The organism is Reyranella humidisoli (genome assembly GCF_019039055.1).
Classification (GTDB): Bacteria; Pseudomonadota; Alphaproteobacteria; order Reyranellales; family Reyranellaceae; genus Reyranella; species Reyranella humidisoli.
The window spans coordinates 2,353,381-2,378,681 of record NZ_JAHOPB010000001.1; the positions used below are offsets into that span (position 1 = coordinate 2,353,381).

Consider the following 25,301-nt stretch of genomic DNA (forward strand, 5'->3'; position numbering starts at 1 on the left):
GCCCATGAGCGATCCCAAGGTTCTCTTCTCCGCGCTGTTCGAACCGCGACGCGTCGCGTTGATTGGCGCCTCGTCGGACGTGACGAAGACGACGTCGCGGCCGCAGCGCTTCCTGCGAAAGCACGGCTTCTCCGGCGAAATTCTGCCGGTCAATCCGTCGCGCAGCGAAATCCTGGGCGAGACGGCCTACAAGGACCTCGATGCGATCCCAGGGGAGATCGATCATGCCTATATCCTGCTGAACGGCGCGTCGGCCGTCCGCGCGCTGGCGGATTGCGGCCGGCGCGGCGTGAAGGTCGCGTCGATCCTGGCCGGCGGATTCGCCGATGCCGGCGCCGCCGGCGCCTCGTTGCAGGACGATCTTGCCAGGGTCGTACGCGAGACCGGCATCCGGCTGGTCGGGCCCAACAGCATCGGCACGGTCAGCACCGATCCCGCTGTCGCGTTGACGGCCAATGCCGCTTTCGCCGTGGAGACGTTGCGCACGGGCAACTGGGGGTTGGTCAGCCAGAGCGGCAGCCTGATCGGCGCATTGCTGTCACGCGCGGATGCGCGCGGCATCGGTTTCTCGCGGCTGATCTCGGTCGGCAACGAGGTCGACCTCGCGGTCGGCGAGATCGCCGACCTGCTGGTGGACGATCCGAAGACGAAAGCCATCCTGCTGTTCATGGAAACGCTGCGCGACGGCGAACGGCTCGCGCGCGCGGCGCGGCGGGCACACGATGCGGGCAAACCGGTGATCGCCTACAAGCTCGGACGCTCCGACATCGGCCAGGAGCTGGCACGTTCGCATACCGGCGCCATCGCAGGGTCTGACGCGACCTTCGACGCCTTCTGCCGCCGCCATGGCATCGCGCGCGTGTCGATGTTCGAATCGCTGATCGACGTGCCGGCGCTGCTGGTCGACCGACCGCAGTCCAGGCGTGGCGGCCATCGCGTCGCCGTGGCGACGACGACCGGTGGCGGTGCCGCCATGGTGGTCGACAGCATGGCGGTGGCCGGCCTCGATATCGCAGGCCCGCCCAACAACCTCGTGAACTGGTTGAAGCCATTCGGAATCTCGGCGGGCGACGGCAAGCTGGTCGATCTCACGCTGGCCGGTGCCAAGCCCGAGATCGTGGCGGGCACCATCGAGCGCCTGCTGGCCGACGAGGGCAACGACGCGGTGATCTTCGTGGTCGGCTCGTCCGCGCAGTTCAATCCCGAACTCGCCGTCGAGCCGCTGTTGCGGTTCGCCGGATCGGGCAAGCCCTTCGCCGTGGCGTTGACGCCGTCGGCGGAGAAGTCGCTGGCGTTGCTGACGGCGGCGGGCGTGCCGGCCTTCCGCCATCCTGAATCCTGTGCCGAGGCGATGGCGCTCTGCCTTCTGCGCCGGCCGCCGCAGCCGGTGCCGCGTCTCGCGGAGCCTTCGATCGGCGCACTCGACGCGATGGAGGCGGGGCGCGTCTCCGGCTTCGACGAACGCCGTGCCGCCGATTTCTTCGGTGCACTCGGCGTTCCGATGGCCAGGTCGATGGCGGTACCCGATGCCAAGCGGATCGCTGCCGCCGTCGGCGAAGTGGGCGCGCCGGTCGTCCTGAAAATCCTGTCGGTCGACATTCCTCACAAGACCGAGGCGGGCGGGGTGGCGCTCGGTATTCCCGACGGCCAGACCGCAGCCATGGCCGCGCGAGAGATCGAGAAGAGGGTGAAGGCCTACGCGCCGGGCGCACGGCTGCAGGGCTTCCTCATCCAGAAGATGGAACGCGGGCTCGTCGAAGTGATCCTGGGCTTTCGCCGGGATCCGCTGGTCGGCCCCACGGTCACCGTTGGCCTGGGCGGCGTGCTGGCCGAAATCTACAAGGACGCCTCGACCCGGCTCGCGCCGGTCGACGAGCGCGAGGCATTGGAGATGATCGCCGAAGTGAAGGGCCTTGCGACAGTACGCGGCTATCGCAACCTGCCCAAAGGCGACGTGGCGGCGCTGGCGAAGACGATCTCGGCCTTCTCGACGCTGGCGCACAAGCAGTTCGCCAGCGTAGCCGAAGCAGAGATCAATCCGCTGCTCGTGAAGCGCGACGGCGAGGGCGTCGTCGCAGTCGATGGCTTGGTGGTGCTGGGTTGATATGCGGTCGCGGTGTCAGTGGCGTTGCGGCCGTTCCATGAGCTGGCGGAAGTCGTCGAGCACGAAATAAGTGTTCTGCAGCCGGTCGATCTCGTAGGGGCGATTCATCGCCGTCGTTGCGTCGAACGGCAGGCGCTCGACGCCATCGCCCTCGATCGCGTGCTTCACTTCGGCGGCAGAAGACAGGATGCCGGCGCCGTAGGCCTTCAGTCCCTGCTCGGTGCGGATCAGGCCGAACTCCACGGTGAACCAGTAGAGGCGCGCCAGCAGGCGGACGTCGGGGCCGGCTTCGACACCGCGGCGCCCATACTCCTGCATGTAATCGGCGAACACGGGATTGGTGAGCAGCGGGACGTGGCCGAAGAAATCGTGGAACAGGTCCGGCTCGACCAGATAGTCGATCTCCTCGCGCTTGCGGATCCACACCGTCACCGGAAACCGGCGATGGGCGAGATGATCGTAGAAGGCGGCATCGGGAATGAGACCCGGCACGCCGACGATGCGCCAGCCGGTCAGTGGCTCCAGCCGTGCATTGACGGCTTCGAAATCCGGGATCGTGTCGCCGAGCTCGATCGAGTCGAGACCCGACAGGAACTCCGCGCAGGCATAGCGCTCGGCCAGCGCGCGCTGCCGCTGAACCAGCAGCCGCCACACGCCCTGATCCTCGTCGGAATAGAGGTCGGGCTGCTGCGGCACCGTCCAGTCCGGCGCCATGCCGGCATAGTCGCCGCGCAGGTTCTCGAGGGGAGCGGTGCTGGTGTTCATGCCCTGAATATGGGCGAGCAAGGGTGGGGAATCCCGGCGAAGTTGGCTTTGGTATGTGTCTGTTTTGGAGATATTCTCCACAATAGAAGCAGTTTAGAGAGAATATCTCCATGATTGAGCTGGGTGACATCGACAGGCGCATCCTCGGGGCCCTGCAGGCCGAGGGCCGGCTGGCCATGGTCGATCTGGCCGAGCGGGTGGGCCTGTCGCCGACGCCCTGCCAGCGCCGGGTGAAGCGGCTGGAGGAAGAAGGGGTCATCGACCGCTACGCCGCTCTGGTCCAGCCGCCGGCGCTGGGCCTCGCCCTGCAGGCGATGGTGCAGGTGACGCTGGACGATCATTCGGAGAAAACCGTCGAGGCCTTCGAGGCGGCGATCCGTGCGCGGCCCGAGGTCGTGGCCTGCTATGCCATGACCGGCGACATGGATTTCCTGCTGCATGTGCTGGCGGCCGATCTTGCGCAGTTCAGCGAGTTCGCCATGAAGGCGCTGCTGCGCATGCCGGGTGTCCGTGGCACGCGCTCGTCCTTCATCATGCAGGCGGTGAAAAGCGATCTCGCCTGGGCGCCTCAATCGCCGGCGAGCGTACGGAGGTAGACAGGCCGGTCGATGTTGCCGCCGCTCAGGATCAGGCCGACGCGCTTGCCCTTGAAGCGGTCGCGTTCCTGCAGCAGCGCCGCCAGCGCTGCGGCGCCGGCGCCTTCCGTGAGCTGGTGCGTATCCTCGTAGTAGGCACGCATCGCGGCGCCGATCTCGGCGTCGCTCACCTGCACGATACGCTCCGCGCCCTTCAGGATGACATCGAGCGCCTCGGCATCGGGACCGCGCACGGCCATGCCGTCGGCCATTGTGTCGGCGCTGTTGGTCGCCACCACCTTGCCGGCGGCGAAGGAGAGCGCATAGGCCGGCGCCTCGGTCGAGACGACGCCGACCACCTTCGTCTTGAGCCCGAGTGCATCGCGCACGGCGATGGTGCCGCAGATGCCCGAGCCCAGGCCGATCGGCACATAGACCGTGTCGAGCGCCGGCGCCGCGCGGAACAGTTCGAGCGCATAGGTCGCCACGCCGGCCACCAGGTCACGATGGAACGACGGCACCATGGCCAACCCGCGTTCACCGGCCAGCGTCTGCGCGGCTTCCTTGGCGGCATCGAAGTCGTGGCCGGCCTCGACCAGTTCCGCCCCGAAGGCCCGCATGGCGGCGTTCTTCTCGACCGAATTGCCTTGGGGCACCACGATGGTGGCCGCGATCCCGTTGCGCGCCGCCGCCAGCGCGATGCTCTGGCCGTGATTGCCGCGGGTGGCGCTGACGACGCCCTTCGGTTGCGGCGAGCCGCGCTTCAGCCGGTCCATGTAGACCAGCCCGCCGCGCACTTTGAAGGCGCCGGTCGGCGTATGGTTCTCGTGCTTCACCCAGACTTCGCAGCCGGTGCGCTTTGCCAGCAGAGGCCAGGCATATTGGGCGGTGGCCGGCATCGCGGCATGCACGATCCCGGCGGCGGTTTCGACGTCGTTAAGGGACAACATGGCCGTCACTTTGGTCTAAGATGACCCTGGTTCCAACTGGAGTACCTGATGCCTGTTCTGCCGCGTGCGCTTGAAATCCAGGGCGAGATTTCCGCGATCCGTCGCGATATCCATGCTCATCCCGAACTCGCCTTCGAGGAAAACCGCACCTCCGACGTCGTGGCCGCCAAGCTGCAGGAATGGGGACTGGAAGTGACGCGCGGCCTGGGCAAGACCGGTCTCGTGGGCACGCTCCGCAAGGGCAATTCACTGAAGTCGATCGGCCTGCGCGCCGACATGGACTGCCTGCCGATGGACGAGACCAACGATTTCGCGCACAGGTCGACGAATCCCGGCCGGATGCACGCCTGCGGCCATGACGGCCATACCGCCATGTTGCTGGGGGCTGCAAAAATGCTCAGCGAGACACGGAACTTCGAGGGGGCCGTCCACTTTATCTTCCAGCCGGCCGAAGAGGGTGGCGGCGGGGCCAAGGTGATGATCGAGGACGGGCTGTTCGAGAAATTCCCCTGCGACGCGGTTTTCGCCATCCACAACAAGCCCGGCCTTCCGCTCGGCCACATCGTGACCAAGGGCGGGCCGTTGCTGGCCGCCGCCGATCGCTGGGACATCCGCATCAAGGGCAAGGGCGGCCATGCCGCCCATCCGCACACCACGCTCGATCCCATGGTCGTCGGCGCCAACATCGTCATGGCGCTGCAGACCATCGTGTCGCGCAACATCGACCCCATCGATTCCTCGGTCGTGACGGTCGGCTTCTTCCATGCCGGCTCGGCCTACAACGTCATCCCGGGCGAGGCGCATATCGGCGGCACGACGCGCACGACCACGCCGGAGAATCGCGCGCTGATCGAGCGCCGCATCGACGAGATCTGTGAAGGCGCGGCCAGGATGCACGGCGTCAAGATCGAGGTCGAGCACAAGCCAGGCTATCCGCCGACGGTGAATGACGTCGACCAGGCCCGCTTCGCGGCCGACGTCGCGACCGGCGTCTGCGGTGAACACGCGGTCAAGGACAATACCCGTCCCAGCATGGGCGCCGAGGATTTCTCCTACATGCTGGAGAAGGTGCCAGGCGCCATGGTGTGGCTGGGCAATGGCGGCGATTCGGTCAGCCTCCACAATTCCCGCTATGATTTCAACGACATGGCGATCCCCTTCGGCGTGAGCTTCTTCGTGCGCACCGTCGAGCGCTTCCTCGACACCAAAGCCTGAACGAGAACGGACGCGGACGAACCAGATGGAATTCTTCCGCGTCTACAGCCGGGTCATCGGCCTGCTGCGAGCCGAGAAGGGGCTGGCCATCACGCTGGCCATCGCGAACGTCGCGGTGGCCGCGCTGCAGTTCTACGAACCCGTCCTGTTCGGCATGGTCATCGACCTGCTGAGCAATGCCCGCAACAAGCCGGTCGAGGTACTGTGGCGCGAGGCCCGCGAGATCCTGGGCCTCTGGGCGTTGGTCGGCATCGGCGGCATCGTGGCCAACATGGTGGTCTCGCTGCAGGCCGACCGCATGGCTCATCGCCGGCGGCTTGGGGCGATGTCGACGTATTTCCAGCATCTGCTGATGCTGCCTTTCTCGTTTCACAACGCGCAGCATTCCGGCCGGCTGATCAAGATCATGCTGACCGGTGTCGACAACCTGTTCGGCATCTGGCTGTCGTTCTTCCGCGAGAACCTCGCGACCCTGGTGGCGCTGTTCATCATGCTGCCGCTCAGCCTGTTCATGAACTGGCGACTGGGGCTCCTGCTGCTGGTGCTGATCCTGTTCTTCGCCGTCACCAACGTCTGGGTGGTGAGCAAGACCGACCGGCTGCAGAAGGAGGTCGAGGACCTGCACAGCGAGCTGGCCGGCCGCGCGGGCGATGCGCTGGGCAACATCCACCTGATCCAGAGCTTCGTGCGCCTGGGCGCCGAGACACGCGAGATGCACCGCATCATCGGCCAGACGCTCGCGGCGCAGTTCCCGGTGCTGAACTGGTGGGCGCTCCTGTCGGTGATGACGCGCGCCGCCTCGACCGTCACCGTGATCGCGATCTTCGTCCTCGGTACCTGGCTCTACACGCGCGGCGAGGCGACGGTCGGCGAGATCGTGAGCTTCATGGGCTTCGCCACCATGCTGATCGGTCGCATGGACCAGGCCTCCGGCTTCGTCAGCCGCATCTTCTTCCAGATGCCCTCGCTGGGCGATTTCTTCCGCGTGCTCGATTCGCAGTCGACCGTGCCGGACAAGCCCAATGGCATCGACATCGGCCGGGCGAAGGGCAATGTCGAGTTCGACGACATCAATTTCTCCTACGACGGCAAGCGCCCGGCGCTGGTCCATTTCTCGCTGAAGGTCCCGGCCGGGGCGACCGTGGCCTTGGTCGGCCCCACGGGGGCGGGCAAGAGCACGGCGCTGTCGCTGCTGCACCGCATGTGGGACGCCCAGTCGGGCGTGGTCCGCATCGACGGCGTCGACCATCGCGACATCAAGCTCGAGTCCCTGCGGCGCAACATCGGCGTGGTGTTCCAGGACAGCACGATGTTCTACCGGTCGATCGCCGACAATCTGCGCATCGGCAAGCCCGACGCGACGCAGGCGGAGCTGGAGGAGGCGGCCAAGCTCGCAGAGGCGCACGAGTTCATCATGCGCCAGCCGCAGGGCTACGAGACGCTGGTCGGCGAGCGCGGCACGACCCTGTCGGGCGGCGAGCGCCAGCGGCTCGCCATCGCCCGCGCCCTGCTCAAGAACCCGCCGATCCTGATCCTCGACGAGGCGACCAGCGCGCTCGATTCGGTCACCGAGGCGCGGATCCAGAAGGCGTTGAAGGTGCTGATGCAGGGGCGCACGACCTTCGTGATCGCCCATCGGCTCTCGACCATCCGCGAGGCCAACCAGGTCGTGGTGTTCGAGCACGGCCGGGTCGTGGAGCAGGGCGCCTACCAGGCGCTGGTGGCGGAAGGCGGCGCCTTCGCCCGCCTCGTGGCCACGCAGCAGGCTGGCATAGAATCTGCCTGATATCCCCTTGGCGGGCGTCAAATGTCCGCCTAAGAGTCGCGGACAGGGAATTCACGGGGATCAATAAAATGAGCAAATTCGCCAAGATGCTGGGCGGCGCGGCGGCTGTCGCGCTGGCGCTGGGCAGCCTGCCGGCCAATGCCCAGACCGCGATCAAATTCACTCTTGATTGGGTATTCCAGGGCCCGACCTCGCCGTTCCTGGTGGCCCTGGAGAAGGGTTACTACAAGGCCGAGGGCCTCGACGTAACGATGGACCCCGGCCAGGGCTCGGCCGGCGCGGTCCAGCGCGTGGCTACCGGCGCCTACCAGATCGGCTTCGCCGACGTGAACTCCACCATCGAATACAATGCCAAGAACCCGGGCAAGGAAGTGCTCTGCGTGTTCATGGTCTACGATTTTGCGCCGTTCGGCGTCTATGCGCTGAAGAAGAGCGGCATCAAGACGCCCAAGGACCTCGAGGGCAAGAAGCTCGGCGCGCCGGTGTTCGACGCCAGCTTCCGCCTGTTTCCGGCCTTCGCCAAGAAGAACGGCATCTCCAAGTGGGAGCACGTCAACCTGACGCCGCAGCTGCGCGAGCAGAGCCTGGTGCAGGGCACGGTCGACTTCATCTCCGGCCACTACTTCTCCTCGATGCTCGACCTCAAGGCGCGCGGCGTGGCGTTCGAGGACATCGTGGCGATGCGCTTCGTCGACTTCGGCATGGACGTCTACGGTAACGGCGTCGTGGTCTCGGCGGAGATGGCGAAAAACGAGAAGGCCGTGAAGGGCTTCCTCGCCGCCACGATGAAGGGATGGAAGGACGTCATCGCCAACCCGCAGCTCGGCATCGCCGCCGCGAAGAAGCGCGATCCGCTGATCGACGAGAAGCTCGAGATGGAGCGGCTCAAGATCTCGCTCGAGACCAACATCCTGACGCCCTACGTGAAGGCCAACGGCATGGGCGACGTCGACCCGGCCCGCTTCGCCCGTGCCGTAAAGGACGTGTCCGAGGCCTTCGGCCTGCCGATCGTACCGGCTCCCGACAAGGTGTTCAGCAACGCCTACCTCCCACCCAAGGCCGACCGGATGGTCAGCAAGTAGCGGAGCGGACAAAGGCAATGGCCTTCGTCGATCTCCAGGGCGTCAGTCTCACCTACCGGCTCGGCAAGGACACCACGGTGGCCCTTGCCGATGCCACTTTTGGCATCGAGAAGGGCGAATTCATCGCCGTGGTCGGTCCCTCGGGCTGCGGCAAGTCCACCATCATGAAGCTGGTGACCGGCCTGCTACCGCCGACGGGCGGCGAAGTGCGGGTGAACGGCACGAAGGTGACGGGACCGATCAAGGGCGTCGGCATGGCGTTCCAGAACCCGACGCTGATGCCGTGGCGCACGACGATGAACAACATCCTCCTGCCCATGGAGGTGGTCGAGCCGCACAAGCGCCGCTTCCGCAGCCATCGCGCCGAATATGTCGAGCGCGGGATGAAGCTGCTGAAGACGGTCGGGCTCACGGACTTTGCCGACAAGTATCCCTGGCAGCTTTCGGGCGGCATGCAGCAGCGCTCGAACCTGTGCCGCGCGCTGATCCACGAGCCCGAGCTGCTGATGCTCGACGAGCCGTTCGGCGCCCTCGATGCCTTCACACGCGAGGAGCTATGGGGCGTCATGCAGGCGCTGTGGCTGGAGAAGCGCTTCACCGGCGTGCTGGTGACGCACGATCTGCGTGAGGCCGTCTATCTCGCCGATACGGTCTATGTGATGAGCCGGCGCCCCGGCCGCATCGTGCTGGCCAAGAAGATCGACATCCCGCGGCCGCGCACCCTGCAGACGACCTTCGAGCCGCACTTCGTCGACATCGTCCACGAGCTGCGCGACCGCATCCACCAGGAGCACGCGCCGTGAGCGACCTCCGGCGCGAGGCGCTGAAACACGCCATGCCGTGGCTGGTCCTGGCGGCCCTGCTGATCGTCTGGGAGATCTGCTGCATCGTCTTCCAGGTTCCGGAAATCATCCTGCCGAAACCGACCAAGATCTTCGCGGTCTTCGTTCAGCGCTTCGACATCCTGATGGCCTATTGCTGGGACACGCTGTGGACCACGACGATCGGCTTCCTGCTGGCGATCGCCGGCGGCCTGCTGCTCGGCCTCGCGGTCGGCGCCTCGCCGTTCGTGTATTCCGGCCTCTATCCGCTGCTGATCGCCTTCAACGCGATCCCCAAGGTCGCGATCGTGCCGATCCTGATGATCTGGGTCGGCGTCGGCTCCCTGCCAGCGGTCATCACCGCCTTCGTCATCAGCTTCTTCCCCATCGTGGTGAACGTGGCGACCGGGCTGGCCACCATCGAGCCCGAGATGCGCGACGTGCTGCGCAGCCTCGGCGCCTCGCGCTTCGAGATCCTGACCAAGGTCGGCATCCCGCGCGCGATGCCCTACCTGTTCGCGAGCCTCAAGGTCGCGATCACGCTCGCCTTCATCGGCTCGGTGATCTCCGAGACGGTGGGCGGCAACAACGGCATCGGCTTCCTGATGCTCTCGGCCAGCGCCCGCAACGACGCGCCCACGACCTTCGCCGGTCTGTTCGCCATCGCCATCATGGGCGTGGCCATGTACGCGGTCTGCGCGGTGATCGAAAAGCGCATGACCCGCTGGGCCTTCCGCGGCGAGATCGTCGCCTAGCTGCCTCAAAAAGCGAAAGGGCTGCCCGTGTTGCGGGCAGCCTTCTATCGCGCACAGGGCCGGCGAAAAGAAACAGTCTGGCAACGCGTGGCACATCGTAATAGACGACATCCCCTTCGCGACCCAATTCGCGATCCAAGGGGACTGTGATGACCGCCTGCGGACTTGATTTCGGCACCTCGAATTCGGCGATCGGGGTGGTGCGCGACGGCGTTGCCGTGCTGGCGCCGGTCGAGGGCGACAAGACGCTGCTGCCGAGCGCGGTGTTCTTCGATCAGGAGACGAAAGGACGGGTGCTGCTGGGCGAGGCCGCGATCGCTGCCTATGTCGATCACACCGAGGGGCGCCTGATGCGGGCGCTGAAGTCGATCCTGGGCTCGTCCCTGATCGACGAGGAGACCAGTCTTGGCGGCCGCAAGGTGCCGCTCACCAAGGTGGTCGAGATCTTCGTGGCGCACCTGAAGGAGCGGGCGGAGGCCTTCGCCGGCGTGGAGATCACCTCGGTCGTGATGGGGCGCCCCGTCCGCTTCGTCGACGACGACAACCGCGCCGATGCGCGCGCGCAGGAGGTGCTGGAGCGTATCGCCCGCCAGGCCGGCTTCCGCGAGGTCGCCTTCGCCTACGAGCCCATCGCGGCGGCGCATCACTATGAACAGACCGTGCCGCGCGAGGAGCTGGTGCTGATCGCGGACATCGGCGGCGGCACGAGCGACTTCTCCATCGTGCGCGTCGGGCCGGGCCTGCGGGATCGCGCCGACCGAAGCGGCGATGTTCTGGCGACAGAGGGCGTGCGGCTGGGCGGCACCGATCTCGACACCGCGCTCAGCCTCGCCTCGGTCATGCCGCTGCTGGGCCTCGGCACGCGGCTCGTCGAGAAGAACCTGCCGATGCCGAATGCGCTCTATCACCAGCTCGCCACCTGGGCGACGATCAACTTCGCCTACACTTACCGCAACGAACGCGAGATCGCCGAACTCGAGGCGCTCGCCGCCGAGCCGGAGAAGGTGGCTCGCCTGCTGAAGCTGGTGCACGAAGGCCTCGGTCATCGCGTCGCCTTCGCTGTCGAGGACGCCAAGATCGCGTTGAGCGCCGAGGAAAAGGCCGCCATTCCGCTCGGCTTTCTCGAAGCCGGCCTCTCGGCCCTCGCGACCCGTCGCGACTTCGACCATGCCATCGGCGTTGCAACGGAACGGCTCTACAAGTCGGCGGGCGACTGCATCGCCGCGGCCGGCCTCAAGTCCGATGCAATCGAGACGATCTTCCTCACCGGCGGATCGAGCCGGGTGCCGGCCGTGCGCGCCTCGGTTTCGCGAGCGGCTCCGTCCGCGCGGATCGCCGGCGGCTCCGACCTCCTCTCCGTCGCCCTCGGCCTCGCGCAGATGTCTGGCCGGGCGGGGTGATTTCCTGATTTCCGTCGTCTCGACCGGAGCGCTGCAGGCGCGGAGTGGAGAGACCTTCGCTCTACCAATAGCCGGCTAATCGTCGAGAGTAGGTCTCTCCGCTACGCCTCGCTTCGCGAGTCTTCGGTCGAGACGACGGAAATCAAACCTGTGAATCGAAAAACGCGTCGGCGTCTTCCGTCTCGACCAGCCGTCCCTTGCGGATCTCGAGGAACCGTGTCGCCACGGTGCGCGTGAAGAAGCGGTCGTGGCTCACGAAGAGGCACGATACGTCGCTCTTCTCCAACTGCTCCTCCAGATCCTCCTGGCCCTCGATGTCGAGATGGTTGGTCGGCTCGTCGAGAACGTAGAAGTTCGGCCGGAGCAGTTTCATCTTCAGGAACACCAGTCGTGCGCGCTCACCGTGGCTCAGCAGGCCGATCGGTTCCTTGAGACGCACGAAGGCGAAGCCGGCAGCGGCGAGCTGGCGTACGGCGTCCTTCTCGGTGACGCCTTCGGCCTCGACCACATAGTCGAGGATCTTCATCGTCATCGGCAGCTCGCTCATCGTCTGGTCGAAATAGACCAGCCGGCATGCCGGATTGAAGCGCACGGCGGCCTGCCCGTCGTAATGCTCTCGGCCGGGCTCGTAGGCGGCGGCAAGTGCTGCGAGAAGCGTCGACTTGCCGGTGCCGTTGGTGCCGAGCAATGCCACGCGCTCGCCGGCCGCAATGGCGAGGCGGTCGATGCCGATCAGTTTGCGGTCGCTGCCGGGGACGGTTACGTCGAGGTTCGACAGGCGCAGCGCCACCTTGGCGTCGATGTCGCCGTCGGCCAGTTCGAGCCGGCGCTCGCGCGCGACATAGGTCTGCGTGCGCTCCTTCTCGATGCGGGCGATGCGGCTCTCGACGGCGTTCTTGCGCTTGTTGAGGTCGGGGTTCTTGACCGCCCAGACCTTGTAGCGCGCGGCGGCCTGCTCCAGCCGCTTGATCTCGCGATCCTCCTGCCGCGCGCGGGCCGCGGAGTTGGCGTCGCGGCGCAGCAGCTCCTCGCGCGCGACCGAGAAGCGCGTCCTGAAGGCGTGCACGCCGTCGGCGCGCAGGAACAGGGTGCGCTCGGTTACGCGGTCGAGGAATTCGCGGTCGTGGCTCACCATCAGCATCGGCACCGTGAAGTCGGCCGTCAGCCAGCGCTCCAGCGTGTTGATGTTGGCGAGGTCGAGATGGTTGGTCGGCTCGTCGAGGATCAGGATGTCGGGCTCTTCCAGCCACGCCGCTGCCGCGATCAGCATCAGCCGCTGCCAGCCGCCCGACAGCGCGCCGAACGGCTTGTCGAGCATCTCGGGATCGACGCCGATCTCGTCGACCAGCACGTCGATGCGCCAGTCTTCGCCGTCCTGGCCCACGCGCGCCAGCGACCGAGCCAGCACCTCACGCACCGGCTGGTTGGCTAGACCTTCCGGTACGTCCTGCGGCACCTGGCCGATGCGTAGGCCGCGCGAGCGGATGACCTGGCCGGCGTTCAGTTCCAGCACGCCCGTCAGGCACTTCAGCAGCGTCGACTTGCCGGCGCCGTTCTCGCCGACCAGCGCCGTGCGCGCATCGTCCAGCAGGAACGAAACGTTCTCGAAGACACGGCCTGAGCCGTAGAAGAAGGAAGCCTGCTCCATGCCGAGCACGGCCTGACGCGACGCCATTGTCCGTCCTGACGGGAAAGCGACCGCGCCTTTACCACCGCTCTGCGGCCGGGGCGAGAGGCACATGGGACACGCGGGCTTGCCGGGCGCGCGGTCGCGTGAAAGCATTTCCGCAAACAAGAACACGGAGGAAGCCTGATGGACGTCGGCATGATGATGGTGTTCACCAGCTACGGCTGGGAGAACTGCTCGGACCAGCGGGTCTGGGACGAGGAGATCCGGCTGGCCCGCATCGCGGCGGACTCGGGCTTCGACTGCCTCTGGTCGGCCGAGCATCACTTTGCCGACTATTCGTTCGTTCCCGACAATCTCGCGCTGATGACGCACCTCACGGCGCTCTGCCCGGACATCGATGTGGGCACCGCCGCGGTCATCCTGCCGTGGCACGATCCGCTGCGCGTCGCCGAAAACGCGGCCGTACTCGACATGCTGAGCAAGGGGCGGTTGCGGCTCGGCATGGGGCGCGGCCTGGCGCGGCGCGAATTCAACGCCTTTCGGCTGAGCATGGACGAGTCACGCGGCCGCTTCGACGAGGCGGCTCCGATGATCGTCGAAGCGCTCAGGACCGGCTTCATGGAGGGTGACGGCAAGTACTACAAGCAGCCGCGTGTCGAGATCAGGCCGCGGCCGCAGCATTCGTTCGACGGGCGCATCTATGCCGTGGCGTCGAGCGAGGATTCGATCGACTCGGCGGCCAAGCTCGGCGCCCACATGGTGATGTTCGCCGACCGGCCGTGGGAGATGCGCGCCCCGATGATCGAGAAGGGGCGGCAGCTTCATCGCCAGTATCACGGCACCGAGCCGCCGACGGTCATGCTGACCGAGTTCTGCGTCTGCGGACCCGATGCCGCGACCATCGAGGACGAAGCGCGGCGCTACCAGGGCAAGTTCGTCGAGAGCAATTTCCATCACTACGAATTTCTCGGCGAGCACTTCAAGACTGTGAAGGGCTACGACTCCTACCAGCAGAAGGCCGAGATCGCGCGCAAGGGCGGCCTCGACGGCGCCGTCACGGGCTTCATGCAGGCGGCCTCCTGGGGAACGCCGGACAAGATCCTGCGCGGTCTCGAAGCGCGCCGCGAACTGTTGGGCGACTTCGAGATGAACGTCGCCTTCCGCTTCGGCGGCACGCCCTACGAGGTGAGCGAGCGCGGGCTGAAACTGTTCGCGAAGGAGGTCCTGCCGGTGGTGAAGTCGTGGGGCCCGGTCAAGGCGGCGAAGGCGGCCTGATCTCATGTTACTCTCCCCCGCTAGGGGGAGAGGCTAGGTGAGGGGGCGGGTCGAAGCACCGCTGCGCAACCCCCTCACTCAACCTCTCCCCCTAGCGGGGGAGAGGAGTTTGAAGGGTTCCATCTTTCGCGACGATGCGGCCGGATTTGACGACGAGGCTGCGCTGTTTGCGGGTGGCGACGGCTTCGGCGAGCGTCGTGGCTTCGACCGTGACGAAGTCGGCGGGGCCGCCGGCCTTGAGGCCGTAGTCCGATAGACCGAGCACGCGCGCCGCGGCGGCGGTTACCATGTCGAAGGCCAGCGCCAGCTCCGCGTCGTGGCGGAAGTTGGCGCGGTAGGCGATCTGCATGGCGCGGTCGAGCATGTCGCCGTTGCCGAAGGGCGACCAGGCATCGCGGATATTGTCGGATCCGCCGAACACCTCGACGCCGTGCTCGCGCAGGAGCTTGAGTGGCGGGATGGTCGCGCCGCCCGGTCCATGGCTCATGATCGCGACGCCGGCGCGGGCCAGCGCGTCGGCAGCGCGCGTCGCGCTGTCGGTCGATACGGAGCCCAGTGCGAAGGCGTGGCTGACCGCGACCTTGCCCTGCAGGCCCAGCGCTTCGGTGCGCGCGGCGATGGCGAGGATCTGCGCCAGCCCGCCTTCGCCGCCATCGTGCAAGTGGATGTCGACGCCCGCGCCACGGCGCTGGGCGATGGCGAACACCGCATCGAGATGGGCGTCCAGGTCGCCGTCGATGCCGACCGGGTCGAGTCCGCCCACGAGAGCCGCGCCCTGCGCGATCGCTTCGTCGAGAAGCTCCGCCGTGCCAGGCGAGCGCAGGATGCCGCTTTGCGGGAAGGCCACGATCTCGATGGTGACGAAGTCGCGGAAATGCTCGCGGATCTTCAGCACCTCATGGAGGTTCCGGAGACCGAGTTGATTGTCGATGTCGACATGGCTGCGCATGTGCAAGGTGCCGCTGGCCAAGACCTGGCGCACCAGGTTCGAGCCGGTCTCGAATTCCGGCACCGTGCGTGCCGCGCGCACGCGGCGCTCGGCCTCGATACGGTCGGAGACCTTGTTCCCCGCCGACTGGTTGGGCAGCCAGGGCAGGCCGAGAAGCGTCTTGTCGAGATGGATGTGACCGTCGACCAGCGGCGGCAGGACGAGGGTGCCGCCGAGATCGACTGTGTCCGAGGCAGCGGCGTGCGCCGCACCCGAAGCCGGGCGGAGGGCGGAAATCCGCCCTCCCTCGACCTCGATGTCATGCCGGCTGCCGTCGGGCAGCGTGGCGTTGGCGAAGCGCACGTCCTGGCTCGCTTACTTCGCGGCCGTCGGGCCGCCTTCCTTGCGCGTCTGGGCGACCGCTTCGCGGGCGGCCTTGGCCATCAGGCCGGCATCGTTGGCGATGGTGACGAGCTGGAAACCCTTGTGGACCATCTTCGCGGCGTAGCTGCCGGTGCCGTTGTGCAGGCCGGCGAACTGGCCACGCTTCTTGGTGGCGGCGAGCAGCTTGTCGTAGATCGCCAGGATCTGCGGCTCCTCGCGGTCGAGCATCGGCTTCATGCCGAGCGACAGGCCGAGATCGGACGGTCCGATGTAGATGCCGCTGACGCCCGGCACGTCGAGGATGGCGTCGATATTGTCGATCGCTTCCTGCGTCTCGATCATCGGGATGATCAGTACCTCGTCGTTGGCCATCGCCTGGTAGGGCGTCGCCTCGCCATAGGCGCCGGCGCGGATCGGGCCGTTGGAGCGCTTGCCCTTCGGCGGATAGAGCGCATAGGAAACCAGCGCCTTGGCTTCGGCCGCCGTGTTCACCATCGGGCAGATGACGCCCCAGGCGCCGCCGTCGAGCACCTTGCCGACGATGCCGGGCTCGTTCCACGGCACGCGCACCAGCGGTGTGATCGGATGCTTGTCCATTGCCTGGAAGCAGCGGACCATCGAGAGGTAGTCCTGCACGCCATGCTGCATGTCGACGGTGACGCTGTCCCAGCCGCACTGCGCCATGGTCTCGGCGGCGAAGCCGTCGGGGATCGCCAGCCATCCATTGACGCAGGCCTTGCCGGCCTGCAGCCGCTTCTTCAGCATGTTCGACATCGATGCGTTTCCTCGTAATTTGAGAGCGCGCGAGTTTACACAGCGACGGGGGATTGCGTGACGCTTTTGTCGCTGCGGGCCGGCCGGCTGGCCGTCGATCTGGCGCCGGACGCCGGCGGTTCGATCGCCCGCTTCGCCCTCGATGGCATCGGTGATCTGTTGCGCCCTGCGTCGGACGCCGCGCTGGCGTCCGGCACGGGTAAGGACACGGCCTGTTATCCGCTGGTGCCGTTTTCCAACCGCATCGCGAACGGTCGTCTCGCTTTCGGCGGCGAGATTTTTCACCTCGAACCCAACTGGCCCGGCGTGCGCCATCCGATGCACGGCGACGGCTGGGCGCATGCCTGGGACGTGGTGCGCCAGGACCGCACTTCGGCCGAGCTGGTCTATCTGCAGGAGGCGGGCGCCGGCGCTGCCGGCTGGCCCTTCCGCTATCGGGCTCGACAGACTTTCGCGCTCGACGAGGTGAGCCTCACGATCGGCATCTCGATTGAGAACCTCGAGGATCGGGAAGTACCGGCCGGGCTGGGACTGCATCCCTTCTTCGTGAGCGAGGCCGACACCGAACTGGCCTGCCGGCTCGGCGGTGTCTGGCACACCGACGCCGAAATCCTGCCGGTGCAGCATGTGCCCGTGCCGCGGGAATGGGACTTCTCGCATTCGCGCCCCGTCGAAGGGATGGGTCTCGATCATTGCTTCGACGGATGGGATGGCGATGCCACCGTTACCTGGCCGAGCCGCGGCCTCCGGCTCACCCTCTCAGCGACGGAAGCATTTCGTCATCTGGTGATCTATGTTCCCGGCGGCCAACGGTACTTTTGTGCCGAGCCGGTCAGTCACGCCAACGGTGCGGTCGGGCAGAGCCTGCTGGCCGCCGGTGCGACCCTCGCCGGCGAGGTCTCGTTTTGCGTGAGCAGGATCTAGAAGGAAATCCATGTCCTCATTCGCCTCCTATCCCAGCCTCTCGGGGCGGACCGTTTTCGTTTCCGGTGGCGGCTCCGGCATCGGCGCCTCGATTGTCGAACACTTCGCCGAGCAGGGCGCCAGGGTGGGCTTCGTCGACATCGACGAAGCGGCCTCCCGGGCGCTGGTCGATAAGATCGAGGCCCGTCGTCTCGCCGTGCCGCTGTTCGTCCCCTGCGACATCCGCGATATCGCGGCCTATCAGAGGGCCATCGAGGGCGTGGTGGCAAAGCTCGGGACCATCACGGTGCTGGTGAACAACGCGGCGCGCGACGACCGCCACACGCTGGACCAGGTGACTCCCGACTTCTGGGACGAGCGCATCGCGGTCAATCTGCGCCACGCCTACTTCGCGATCCAGACGGTGGCGCCGGCCATGAAGAGGGCGGGCGGCGGCTCGATCGTGAACTTCAGCTCGGTCAGCTACCACACAATGACGCCCAATCTTTCCGTCTACCAGGCGGCCAAGGCGGCGGTGATCGGCATGACGCGCGGTCTGGCGCGTGACCTGGGTGGCGACGGCATCCGCCTCAACGCGGTAACGCCCGGCTGGATCATGACGCAGCGGCAGATCGATCTCTGGGTCACGCCCGAGGCCAAGGCGGCGCAGCTCAATGCGCAATGTCTCAAGGAGCTTCTCCATGCTCCCGACATCGCGCGCATGGTGCTGTGGCTGGCGTCCGACGACAGCCGGCTGGTCACGGCGCAAAATTTCATCGTCGACGGAGGCCGCATTTGAGCGCAGCCGCCATCGCCTCGCTGCCGAGGCGCTTCTTCCACGGCTGGCTCCGGGTGATCCGGCACATGCTGCCGCCGACGCTCTATTTCTTCACCGCCTTCAACCTCATCGTCTTCACGACGAACCTCCTGGCCCACGACTACTGGTTCAATCTGACGGGCTTCATGCTGGCCAGCACCACGGCGCTGATCGTGGGCAAGGTGGTGCTGGTCGTCGATAAGGTCCGCATCATCGACAAGTTCCGGGGTGCGCCGCTCATCCAGCCCATCCTCTACAAGACCGTGTTCTACGGCGTCATCGTCACGATCGTGCGCTACGTCGAGAAGATGCTGCACTTCATTTTCGACGCGCGCGGCTTCGATGCCGCAGCCCAGGCGGCCGTCCTCGATTTCAGCTGGCATCGTTTCGTCGCCGTGCAGGTCTGGATCTTCGTCTGCTTCCTGATCTACGTGACCGCAAGCGAACTGAATGCGCTGGTGGGCGACGGCCAGCTCCGGCGTCTCTTCTTCCATCACCGCTCCTCGGAGTATCGCCTGACCCGCCGCCAGCACATCCGTGCGCTGATGGAGATCAGCCGGCTTGCCCGCGACACGCCGCACGAACAGCTGCTCGACCCGGCAACGCCGCAGGGCAGCCGCCTGGTGGCGCTGGTCGACCGGCTGAGGCGGCGCGACGCCTGAACGGTCGCATGGCCAATGTCTGTCGATAGGAACTGGCGCTGGATCGCCTGGCTGATCCTCGGGATCGGCGGGCTGATCGCGGCTGGCGGCGTGCTGATGGGACTCGGCAATCTGCGCCACGTTCTCTATGGCGAGCGGGCCGAGGGCGTCGTCACCGAGATCGTGCGCGAGGGCGACATGTATGCGCCGGTCGTGCGGTTCCGGCTGCCCCAGGGTGGGCCCATGGGGGTGCGTGACCTCGCCAGCAGCGCGCCGGACTTCGCCGTGGGCGATGCCGTCACTGTCCTCTACCTGCCCGAGACGCCCGCAGACTTTCGCCTCGATACGTTCGACCGGCTCTGGCTCGTGCCCCTCCTGCTCGCGGGCTTCGGAGGGTTCTGGCTGATGTTCGGGGCCATCGCCTGGGCGTTGTCCAACGATGCCGATCTCGCGGTCGTGGGCGAGCACGCCTTTACCGTGATTTCGGTGGTGGCGCTGCTGATCGGCGTGTTCGCGCTCTGGAGCGCCGTCGACCTCTATGCCAGCGGAGGCCGCGCCCGCGGCAAGGTGCTGGAGATCCGCGAAAGCCGTTCGATCGTGACGGAGGAAGTGACGACACCTGGCGGTCGCGAGGTCCGTCGCGACGTCGAGCGCATCTCCTACGCCCCCATCGTGCGCTTCACCACGCCGGAGGGCCGCGAGATCGAATTCCATGGCCGCGGCGGCAGCGGCACGTCGTTCGTTGCGGGCGAAGTCGTCAACGTCGTCTACGACCGCAACCAGCCGAGCCGCGCCCGCATCCTGTCGTTCGTCGATCTGTGGCTGCCGGCGGCCGTCGCCTTCGCGGTGTCGCTGCTGTTCGGGGGCGCCGTGCGCCTGTCGCGCCGGAGCCGGACGGGCGTTACAAACCGGTCCGCTCGATCCACGCGCTGAGTAGCCTGGAAAGCTCGTATGGTTTTTCGAGGGGGGCCATGTGGCCGCAGTCCTCGAGGATGCTGAAGCTCGAGTGGGGCAGTGCCTGCGCCATGCGCTCGGTCTCGGTGAAGGTGCGCAGCCGGTCCTGGCGGCAGGCGACCACCAGCGAGGGGCAGGCGATGCGTTCGAGATCGGCATAGCCGTCGCGGCGCACCAGGGCGGCCTGGCGCTTGCGCACCTCGGGGCCAAGTCGGCGCTGCATACCGCGCAGCCGGTCGAGCAGCACCGGATCGGTGTCGCGGTCGGGATGCAGGCCCATCGCGTTGGAGGCGGCGCCGGCGGCGCGGGGTGGCCGGTCGCCCGGCCGATAGCCCGACTGGCGGCGTGCGCGCTCCTCGTCGGAATAGCCGCGCGCGGAAGAGGCGACGAAGGCCACGCCCGTCACGCGCTCCGGCGCCATCAGCGTGAGCACGCGTGCCACGAAGCCACCCATCGAGAAGCCGATCAGCACGAAACGCTCGGGCGCCTCGGCCAGCACGCGCCGGGCCATGCCCTCGAGCGAATCGTCTTCATAGACGTTGCCGAAACGAAGGGTGCCGAGTGTTTCGAGATCGGGGACCATGTCGGTCCACAGATCGGCGTCGCACATGAAGCCGGGGAGCAGGACGAGGGAACGCACGCGGGATGACTTCTCGGAGTTACTTCTTGAGGGCTTTCAGGATCTTCTTCGAATCAGTGACAAAGCCGAAGCACTTCTTCACGTTCCATACCGTGGACTCGCGGCAGAAATCCGGCGAGGTGGTGCCGCAGCAATCCTCCACCAGCACGCAGCCGTAACCCAGGAAGTTGGCGTCAGTCAGCGAGTGCAACACGCACTGGTCGGTATTCACGCCCGCGAACAGGACGGTGCGGATGTCGAGGTTGCGCAGGATGCTGTCGAGCGGCGTGTCCCAGAAGCCGCTGATGCGGTACTTGTCGACTTTTATGTCCATCGGATCCGGTGCGAGCTCGTCGACCACCGCTGCGGCCCACGAATCCTTCTGCAGCACTGGCGCGCCACTGCCCGGCAGCGGATCGCCCAGCCCGATCCCCGTGCCTGAGTTCTTGTAGAGATGGATCTGGTTGGGCGGCATGTTGGCGAGGTCTGGCCGGTTGCCCCAGTTCAACCAGATCACGGGAACCTGGGCTTTTCGCAGCGCCGGCAACAGCTTCTGCAATGGCGCGATCGGCAGACGGTCCGGCGTGTAGTCGGCGCCGAGATGATCGACCCAGCCGCCCTCGGCACAGAAGTCGTTCTGCATGTCGACGACGATGATGGCCGTGCGCTTCAGGTCGATGGTGACGTCCTGCGGCGCGGCCGCGATCTTGAGTGGTCGGGGCCTCGCCGGCGTCGTCGCCATGTCGACATGGCGGGTGCTGGCGCGCCATTTATGGCCGGCGCGCGGGGCGCCGAGCGGGTTCATCTTCGTCATCGGGGCATGCTCTTCACGCCCACAGTGCCTTGACCTTCGGCAGCTCGGCCAATCCGCGTTCGTGGCCGTACTTCAGCAGGGGGCCGATCCACTTCGGATCCATGATGTTGTCGACATGCTGCGTGCCCGGCAGCAGGCCGGCGACGGTCAGCATGGTGCGCGTGCCGCCGGCTTCGAGGTCGCGGATCTCCTGCTGGAGTGTGTTGGGCATTCCGGAGGTGCGCAGGCCCTGCGTCACCGCCTGCGGACCACCGTCACTCAAGGAGATGACCAGCGCGCGCTTCACGCCGGTCACGACATCGGCATGCGTGCTGGTCTGGCAGATGCCGCCGTCCATGCACAGCCGGTCCTTCAGCCAGGTCGGTCCCATCGATCCCGGCAGGGACGAACTCGCCGCGCAGGCGACGTCGATGTGCAGGCCGGCGCTCGCCGAGACGACGATGCGCTCGCCGGTGTAGCAATCGTTTGCGGTCGTATGCAGCGCGGGCGAGGGCCAGATCGTGGGCCCGATCAGGCGATGCAGCGTGCTGAAGTACTTGTCGGTGCCGGCGGGATTGCGCGCGGCCATCGCGGCGCGGCCGATGTTGCGGATGGTCTCGAAGCTCGCATCCCGGGCGTCGACCGCGAGCTTACGCGCACGCTCCTGGCTGGGATTGGCCTGCAGCGCCGGCACCAGCTCGGCAAAGAGCTTGGGAAAACTGGCGAAGATGTCGAGTTCGCCCGTGAGCCGCCACAGCCGGCCGCTGGTCAGGACGGCGCCGGCGATGGAGCCTGCCGAGGTGCCGACGACGACATCGGCCGTCGCGAGGTCGACTCCGTTCTGCTTCAGGGCGTGGAAATAGCCCATCATCCAAGAGACGAGATAGGCGCCGCCGCCGCCCAGCACGAGGCCGCGCTCCTTCCCGAGACCGGGCGAGGGCGTGTAGGGAATCGGATGCGCCAGCCCGTCGTTCCAGCCGGCCGGTGTTGCCCCGGCCGCCACCGGTGCCTGCGCGAGAGCCGGGCGTCCGAGCGCGGTGGCGGCAGCGAGCGTTCCGGCGGCGATGAGGCCGCGCCGGCCGAACTTCTCTGCGACGGTCATTGAGTTCCCTTCGATCAGGCGACCAGCATAGCGGCCCAGGCTGCGGCCAGCATCAGCAGCTGGCCCGGCACGACATAGAGGGCGAAACGCGGACCGCCCGCGCTGAAGGCGAACACCATCTTGGTGATGGTATTGGTCGAGAAGGCGGCCAGAACGGGGATCACGGCGGCTGTCGGCAGGAGGCGGCCTTCGGCGACCAGCGACGCGACCGATATGGCCGGCGCATGCGTGTCGGCGAACCCGGCGGCGCCGGCTGCCAGGATGACGCCAGCCTCGCCCATCCAGTCCTGCAGGGCGGCCGCCAACAGAAGCACGGCGGCAAGGATTGCCGCGAAGACCAGCGCCGTCTTCAGGCTGAAGGCGTTGCCCGCCGTTTCCTCGACCGTGCCGCGGTCCTGTCGCAATGCCCACAGGATCAAGGCGCCGCCATAGAGGATGGCGACAGCGCCGGCGAAGAGCAGCGGCATCGCGAGAGCCTTCAGGGCCTCGAGATCGGTGGCGCCGATCAGCAGCCCGAGCTGCACCACGGTCGCGAGCGAGGAGAGCGCGGCCCCGGCCGCCGCCGGCCTCGTCAGGCGCGGCTCCTTGGCGGCGCGCGCGCCCATCGCGCCGATGGTCGCCGAGCTGGAGATGAAGCCCGAGGCGAGGCCGGCCAGCGGCAGGCCGAATCGCGGCCCCACGATTCGGACCGCGATATAGCCAAGGGCACCGACGCCCATCACCAGGATCACCACCAGCCAGATGGTGCGCAGGTTCAGCGCGCCGTAGGGACCGATCGGATGATCGGGCAGCAGCGGCAGCACGACCAGCGTGGCGCCGGCGAAGATCAGCAGGTCGTGCAACTCCCCGTCGGTCAACATCGAGCGCACGAAGCGATGCAGCGCTTCGCGGGAATTGAGCAGCACGGCGACCACCACGCCGACGCCGGCGGCGAAGCCCGGCTCGCGGATGGCGAGCCCGCCCAGCAAGGTCGTGGCGACCAGCGCCGTCTCCGTCGTCAGGCCGGGGTCGTTGTCGCGCGCGTGCCAGTAGGAGAGGCCGGCGAAGGTCGCCACGCCCAGGACGATCGCGGCCAGGAGGATTTCGCCGCCGGCTGCGGCTCCGATCGCGCCGGAGAGCGAGGCGAGCGTGAAGGTGCGCAGCCCCGCGGCCCCCCGGCCCGGCCCTTCGCCCTTCTTGCGCTCGCGGTCGATGCCAATCAACAGGCCGACGCCGAGGGCGACGACGAAGCCGAGGATGAGCGAGTGGGGTTCGAACATGGACTTTCTCGGGCCGCGCCCGTCGTTGCCGGCGCCGATACTAGCAAGCAAGCGACCGGTTCGTCCTGTTCGCTGGCGAGCTCGCTTTTCCGGCGAGTGCACCAGCAGGCAATCCAATTTTTCTGTTACTGAAGTAGTATGAATTGTCCCAACAATGTAAGCGCCGGATGATCGTCGCCACGGAAGGGGAGCATCGGATGGTCACCCGGAGGAACATCCTCTTCATCGTCATCGATCAGTGGCGCGCAGATGCGCTGGGCTGCGCCGGCAATCCCGTGCTGAAGACTCCGAACCTGGACCGACTGGCTGCAGATGGTGTGCTCTGCCGGCGGCACTTCGTGCAGGCCGCTCCGTGCGGGCCCTCGCGCGCGGCGCTGCTGACCGGCACCTATCAGCACAATAACGGCGTAATGCGGAACGGCACGCCGCTGGCGCGGCGCTTTACCAACATCGCCCTTGAATGCCGCAAGGCCGGATACGATCCGGCCCTGTTCGGCTACACCGATACGACCGCCGATCCGACCGGGCTGCCGCCCGACGATCCGGCATTGCGGACATACGAATCGGTGATGCCCGGTTTCGCGCCCGAACTGCACCTGCCGGAACTGCCCTATCCGTGGATGGCCGACCTCAAGGCGAAGGGCTATGACTTTGCAGACGACGTCACCGAGATCTACCGGCCGGCCGCGCCGGCTGGCGATCGCGGGCCGACGTTTCCACCCGCGCGCTTCAAGGCCGAGGACAGCATCACCGCCTTCCTCACCGACCGGCTCCTCGACTTCATCTCGCTGAGGCGCAACGGTTCGTGGTTCGCGCATGCGGCCTACATCCGGCCGCATCCTCCCTTCATCGCGCCCGCGCCCTACAACAGCCTCTACGATCCCGCCGACATGGCACCGCCGCGCCGCGCCGCCACGGCCGAACGGGAGGGCGCGCAGCATCCGCTGCTGGCGAGCTATCTCCGCTCGCAGAGCCTCGCGAGCTACTTCGTCACCGGGCAGGGGCTGGTCGCCGATCTCAGCGACACCGATCTCGCGCAGTTGCGCGCCACCTACTACGGCATGGTGCAGGAGGTCGACGACCAGGTCGGCCGCCTGATCGACCGGCTGAAGGAGTGGGGGCTCTACGACGACACGCTGATCGTCGTGACGTCCGATCATGGCGAACTGCTGGGCGACCACTGGATGCTCGGCAAGCAGGGCTATTTCGACGAGGCCTACAACGTGCCGCTGATCGTGCGCGATCCGCGGGCCACGGCCGATGCCACGCGCGGTACCCGGATCGAGCGATTCACCGAGGCGGTGGACGTGATGCCGACCGTCCTCGACTGGCTCGGCCTCGACATTCCACGGCAGTGCGACGGCCGCTCCCTGTTGCCGTTTCTCCATGGGAAGGCGCCGGCGGACTGGCGCCGGGAAGCTCATTGGGAGTTCGACTTCCGTGGCCTGGGCGCCGCGGACTCGGAGGTCGCGCTCGGCCTGCCAATGGATGCCTGTTCGCTGGCCGTCATCCGCGACGAACGTTTCAAGTATGTCCACTTCGCGGCCCTGCCGCCGCTGTTCTTCGATCTCGCAGCCGATCCGCACTGTCTGAACGACCTCTCCCGCGATCCGGCCGCGGCGCCGGCGATGCTCGCCTATGCACAGAAGATGCTGTCGTGGCGCATCCTTTCCAGCGGCCGCGACTTCACCGGCATGCATGCTTCGTCCGAGGGGCTCCACGTCCGTCCCTGACGCAACAAAGCGGCCCGACGCGGCTTGGGCGCGTCG

At 66.9% G+C, this 25,301-nt stretch carries 23 protein-coding genes; 14 read left to right on the forward strand and 9 right to left on the reverse strand.

The genetic code is table 11. The annotated features are described in order from the left end of the window. The first annotated feature begins 4 nt into the window (after positions 1–4). Positions 5–2,104, forward strand: coding sequence for an acetate--CoA ligase family protein (locus KQ910_RS11460; RefSeq protein WP_216959795.1), 2,100 nt, complete (start codon positions 5–7; stop codon positions 2,102–2,104). 15 nt (positions 2,105–2,119) lie between these two features. Here the strand turns inward: KQ910_RS11460 and phhA are convergent, their stop codons facing one another. Further along, complete coding sequence (gene phhA / locus KQ910_RS11465; protein WP_216959799.1) at positions 2,120–2,890, reverse strand: phenylalanine 4-monooxygenase; 771 nt, start codon at positions 2,888–2,890, stop codon at positions 2,120–2,122. Between the two features lie 89 nt (positions 2,891–2,979). Between phhA and KQ910_RS11470 the strand changes: the two genes are divergently transcribed. Continuing rightward, positions 2,980–3,465, forward strand: coding sequence for an Lrp/AsnC family transcriptional regulator (locus tag KQ910_RS11470; RefSeq protein ID WP_216959801.1), 486 nt, complete (start codon positions 2,980–2,982; stop codon positions 3,463–3,465). Here the strand turns inward: KQ910_RS11470 and KQ910_RS11475 are convergent. Continuing rightward, positions 3,438–4,394: a threonine dehydratase gene (locus KQ910_RS11475; protein ID WP_216959804.1), complete on the reverse strand. Its 957-nt coding sequence runs from the start codon at positions 4,392–4,394 to the stop codon at positions 3,438–3,440. The genes KQ910_RS11470 and KQ910_RS11475 overlap by 28 nt on opposite strands. 48 nt (positions 4,395–4,442) lie before the next feature. Between KQ910_RS11475 and KQ910_RS11480 the strand changes: the two genes are divergently transcribed. The 6 genes from KQ910_RS11480 to KQ910_RS11505 all read left to right on the forward strand — a co-directional run bounded on the left by KQ910_RS11480 (position 4,443) and on the right by KQ910_RS11505 (position 11,453). Next, on the forward strand, positions 4,443–5,609 hold the full coding sequence (locus KQ910_RS11480) for a M20 aminoacylase family protein (RefSeq protein ID WP_216959807.1): 1,167 nt from the start codon (positions 4,443–4,445) through the stop codon (positions 5,607–5,609). 25 nt (positions 5,610–5,634) lie between these two features. Further along, positions 5,635–7,395: a glucan ABC transporter ATP-binding protein/ permease gene (locus KQ910_RS11485; RefSeq protein ID WP_216959810.1), complete on the forward strand. Its 1,761-nt coding sequence runs from the start codon at positions 5,635–5,637 to the stop codon at positions 7,393–7,395. Between the two features lie 68 nt (positions 7,396–7,463). Then, positions 7,464–8,477 carry an ABC transporter substrate-binding protein gene (locus tag KQ910_RS11490; protein WP_216959813.1) on the forward strand — a complete coding sequence of 338 codons (1,014 nt, stop codon included), beginning with the start codon at positions 7,464–7,466 and terminating at the stop codon, positions 8,475–8,477. Positions 8,478–8,494: 17 nt separating this feature from the next. Next, positions 8,495–9,280 (forward strand): ABC transporter ATP-binding protein, encoded by a 786-nt coding sequence (locus KQ910_RS11495; RefSeq protein ID WP_216959816.1) that lies wholly within the window; start codon positions 8,495–8,497, stop codon positions 9,278–9,280. Then, entirely contained in the window at positions 9,277–10,053 is a 777-nt protein-coding gene (locus tag KQ910_RS11500; RefSeq protein ID WP_369408325.1) for an ABC transporter permease, read from the forward strand. Before KQ910_RS11495 ends, KQ910_RS11500 begins: the two co-directional genes overlap by 4 nt. A 149-nt stretch (positions 10,054–10,202) precedes the next feature. Then, on the forward strand, positions 10,203–11,453 hold the full coding sequence (locus KQ910_RS11505; protein ID WP_216959820.1) for an Hsp70 family protein: 1,251 nt from the start codon (positions 10,203–10,205) through the stop codon (positions 11,451–11,453). 142 nt (positions 11,454–11,595) lie between these two features. On the opposite strand, the gene KQ910_RS11510 is transcribed toward KQ910_RS11505, so the two are convergent. After that, positions 11,596–13,128: an ABC-F family ATP-binding cassette domain-containing protein gene (locus KQ910_RS11510; protein ID WP_216959823.1), complete on the reverse strand. Its 1,533-nt coding sequence runs from the start codon at positions 13,126–13,128 to the stop codon at positions 11,596–11,598. A gap of 138 nt (positions 13,129–13,266) precedes the next feature. On the opposite strand from KQ910_RS11510, the gene KQ910_RS11515 reads away from it, so the two are divergent. After that, positions 13,267–14,358, forward strand: coding sequence for an LLM class flavin-dependent oxidoreductase (locus KQ910_RS11515; RefSeq protein WP_216959826.1), 1,092 nt, complete (start codon positions 13,267–13,269; stop codon positions 14,356–14,358). Between the two features lie 91 nt (positions 14,359–14,449). Here the strand turns inward: KQ910_RS11515 and KQ910_RS11520 are convergent, their stop codons facing one another. Together KQ910_RS11520 and KQ910_RS11525 are read right to left on the reverse strand one after the other, a co-directional pair. After that, positions 14,450–15,649 (reverse strand): amidohydrolase family protein, encoded by a 1,200-nt coding sequence (locus tag KQ910_RS11520; protein WP_216959828.1) that lies wholly within the window; start codon positions 15,647–15,649, stop codon positions 14,450–14,452. Positions 15,650–15,661: 12 nt separating this feature from the next. Further along, positions 15,662–16,444 (reverse strand): HpcH/HpaI aldolase family protein, encoded by a 783-nt coding sequence (locus tag KQ910_RS11525; protein ID WP_068194161.1) that lies wholly within the window; start codon positions 16,442–16,444, stop codon positions 15,662–15,664. Positions 16,445–16,501: 57 nt separating this feature from the next. Between KQ910_RS11525 and KQ910_RS11530 the strand changes: the two genes are divergently transcribed. The 4 genes from KQ910_RS11530 to KQ910_RS11545 are packed head-to-tail and all read left to right on the forward strand — an operon-like array spanning position 16,502 to position 19,738. Next, positions 16,502–17,368 (forward strand): aldose 1-epimerase, encoded by an 867-nt coding sequence (locus KQ910_RS11530; RefSeq protein WP_216959831.1) that lies wholly within the window; start codon positions 16,502–16,504, stop codon positions 17,366–17,368. A gap of 10 nt (positions 17,369–17,378) precedes the next feature. After that, positions 17,379–18,146 (forward strand): SDR family NAD(P)-dependent oxidoreductase, encoded by a 768-nt coding sequence (locus tag KQ910_RS11535; RefSeq protein WP_216959834.1) that lies wholly within the window; start codon positions 17,379–17,381, stop codon positions 18,144–18,146. Then, positions 18,143–18,826, forward strand: coding sequence for a hypothetical protein (locus tag KQ910_RS11540; protein WP_216959837.1), 684 nt, complete (start codon positions 18,143–18,145; stop codon positions 18,824–18,826). The genes KQ910_RS11535 and KQ910_RS11540 overlap by 4 nt, the downstream gene beginning before the upstream one ends. A gap of 15 nt (positions 18,827–18,841) precedes the next feature. Continuing rightward, entirely contained in the window at positions 18,842–19,738 is an 897-nt protein-coding gene (locus KQ910_RS11545; RefSeq protein ID WP_216959841.1) for a DUF3592 domain-containing protein, read from the forward strand. On the opposite strand, the gene KQ910_RS11550 is transcribed toward KQ910_RS11545, so the two are convergent. Genes KQ910_RS11550 through KQ910_RS11565 form a run of 4 tightly spaced genes read right to left on the reverse strand, consistent with a single transcriptional unit; the run spans position 19,707 to position 23,532 of the window. Then, positions 19,707–20,399, reverse strand: coding sequence for an alpha/beta fold hydrolase (locus tag KQ910_RS11550; protein ID WP_216959843.1), 693 nt, complete (start codon positions 20,397–20,399; stop codon positions 19,707–19,709). The two genes, KQ910_RS11545 and KQ910_RS11550, sit on opposite strands and share 32 nt — an antisense overlap. 19 nt (positions 20,400–20,418) lie before the next feature. Further along, complete coding sequence (locus KQ910_RS11555; RefSeq protein WP_216959846.1) at positions 20,419–21,192, reverse strand: cysteine hydrolase family protein; 774 nt, start codon at positions 21,190–21,192, stop codon at positions 20,419–20,421. A gap of 13 nt (positions 21,193–21,205) precedes the next feature. Further along, positions 21,206–22,273 carry a patatin-like phospholipase family protein gene (locus tag KQ910_RS11560; protein ID WP_216959849.1) on the reverse strand — a complete coding sequence of 356 codons (1,068 nt, stop codon included), beginning with the start codon at positions 22,271–22,273 and terminating at the stop codon, positions 21,206–21,208. A 14-nt stretch (positions 22,274–22,287) separates the two neighbouring features. Next, complete coding sequence (locus KQ910_RS11565) at positions 22,288–23,532, reverse strand: MgtC/SapB family protein (protein WP_216959851.1); 1,245 nt, start codon at positions 23,530–23,532, stop codon at positions 22,288–22,290. A gap of 197 nt (positions 23,533–23,729) precedes the next feature. On the opposite strand from KQ910_RS11565, the gene KQ910_RS11570 reads away from it, so the two are divergent. Continuing rightward, positions 23,730–25,265 (forward strand): alkaline phosphatase family protein, encoded by a 1,536-nt coding sequence (locus KQ910_RS11570; RefSeq protein ID WP_216959853.1) that lies wholly within the window; start codon positions 23,730–23,732, stop codon positions 25,263–25,265. Positions 25,266–25,301: the final 36 nt, after the last annotated feature.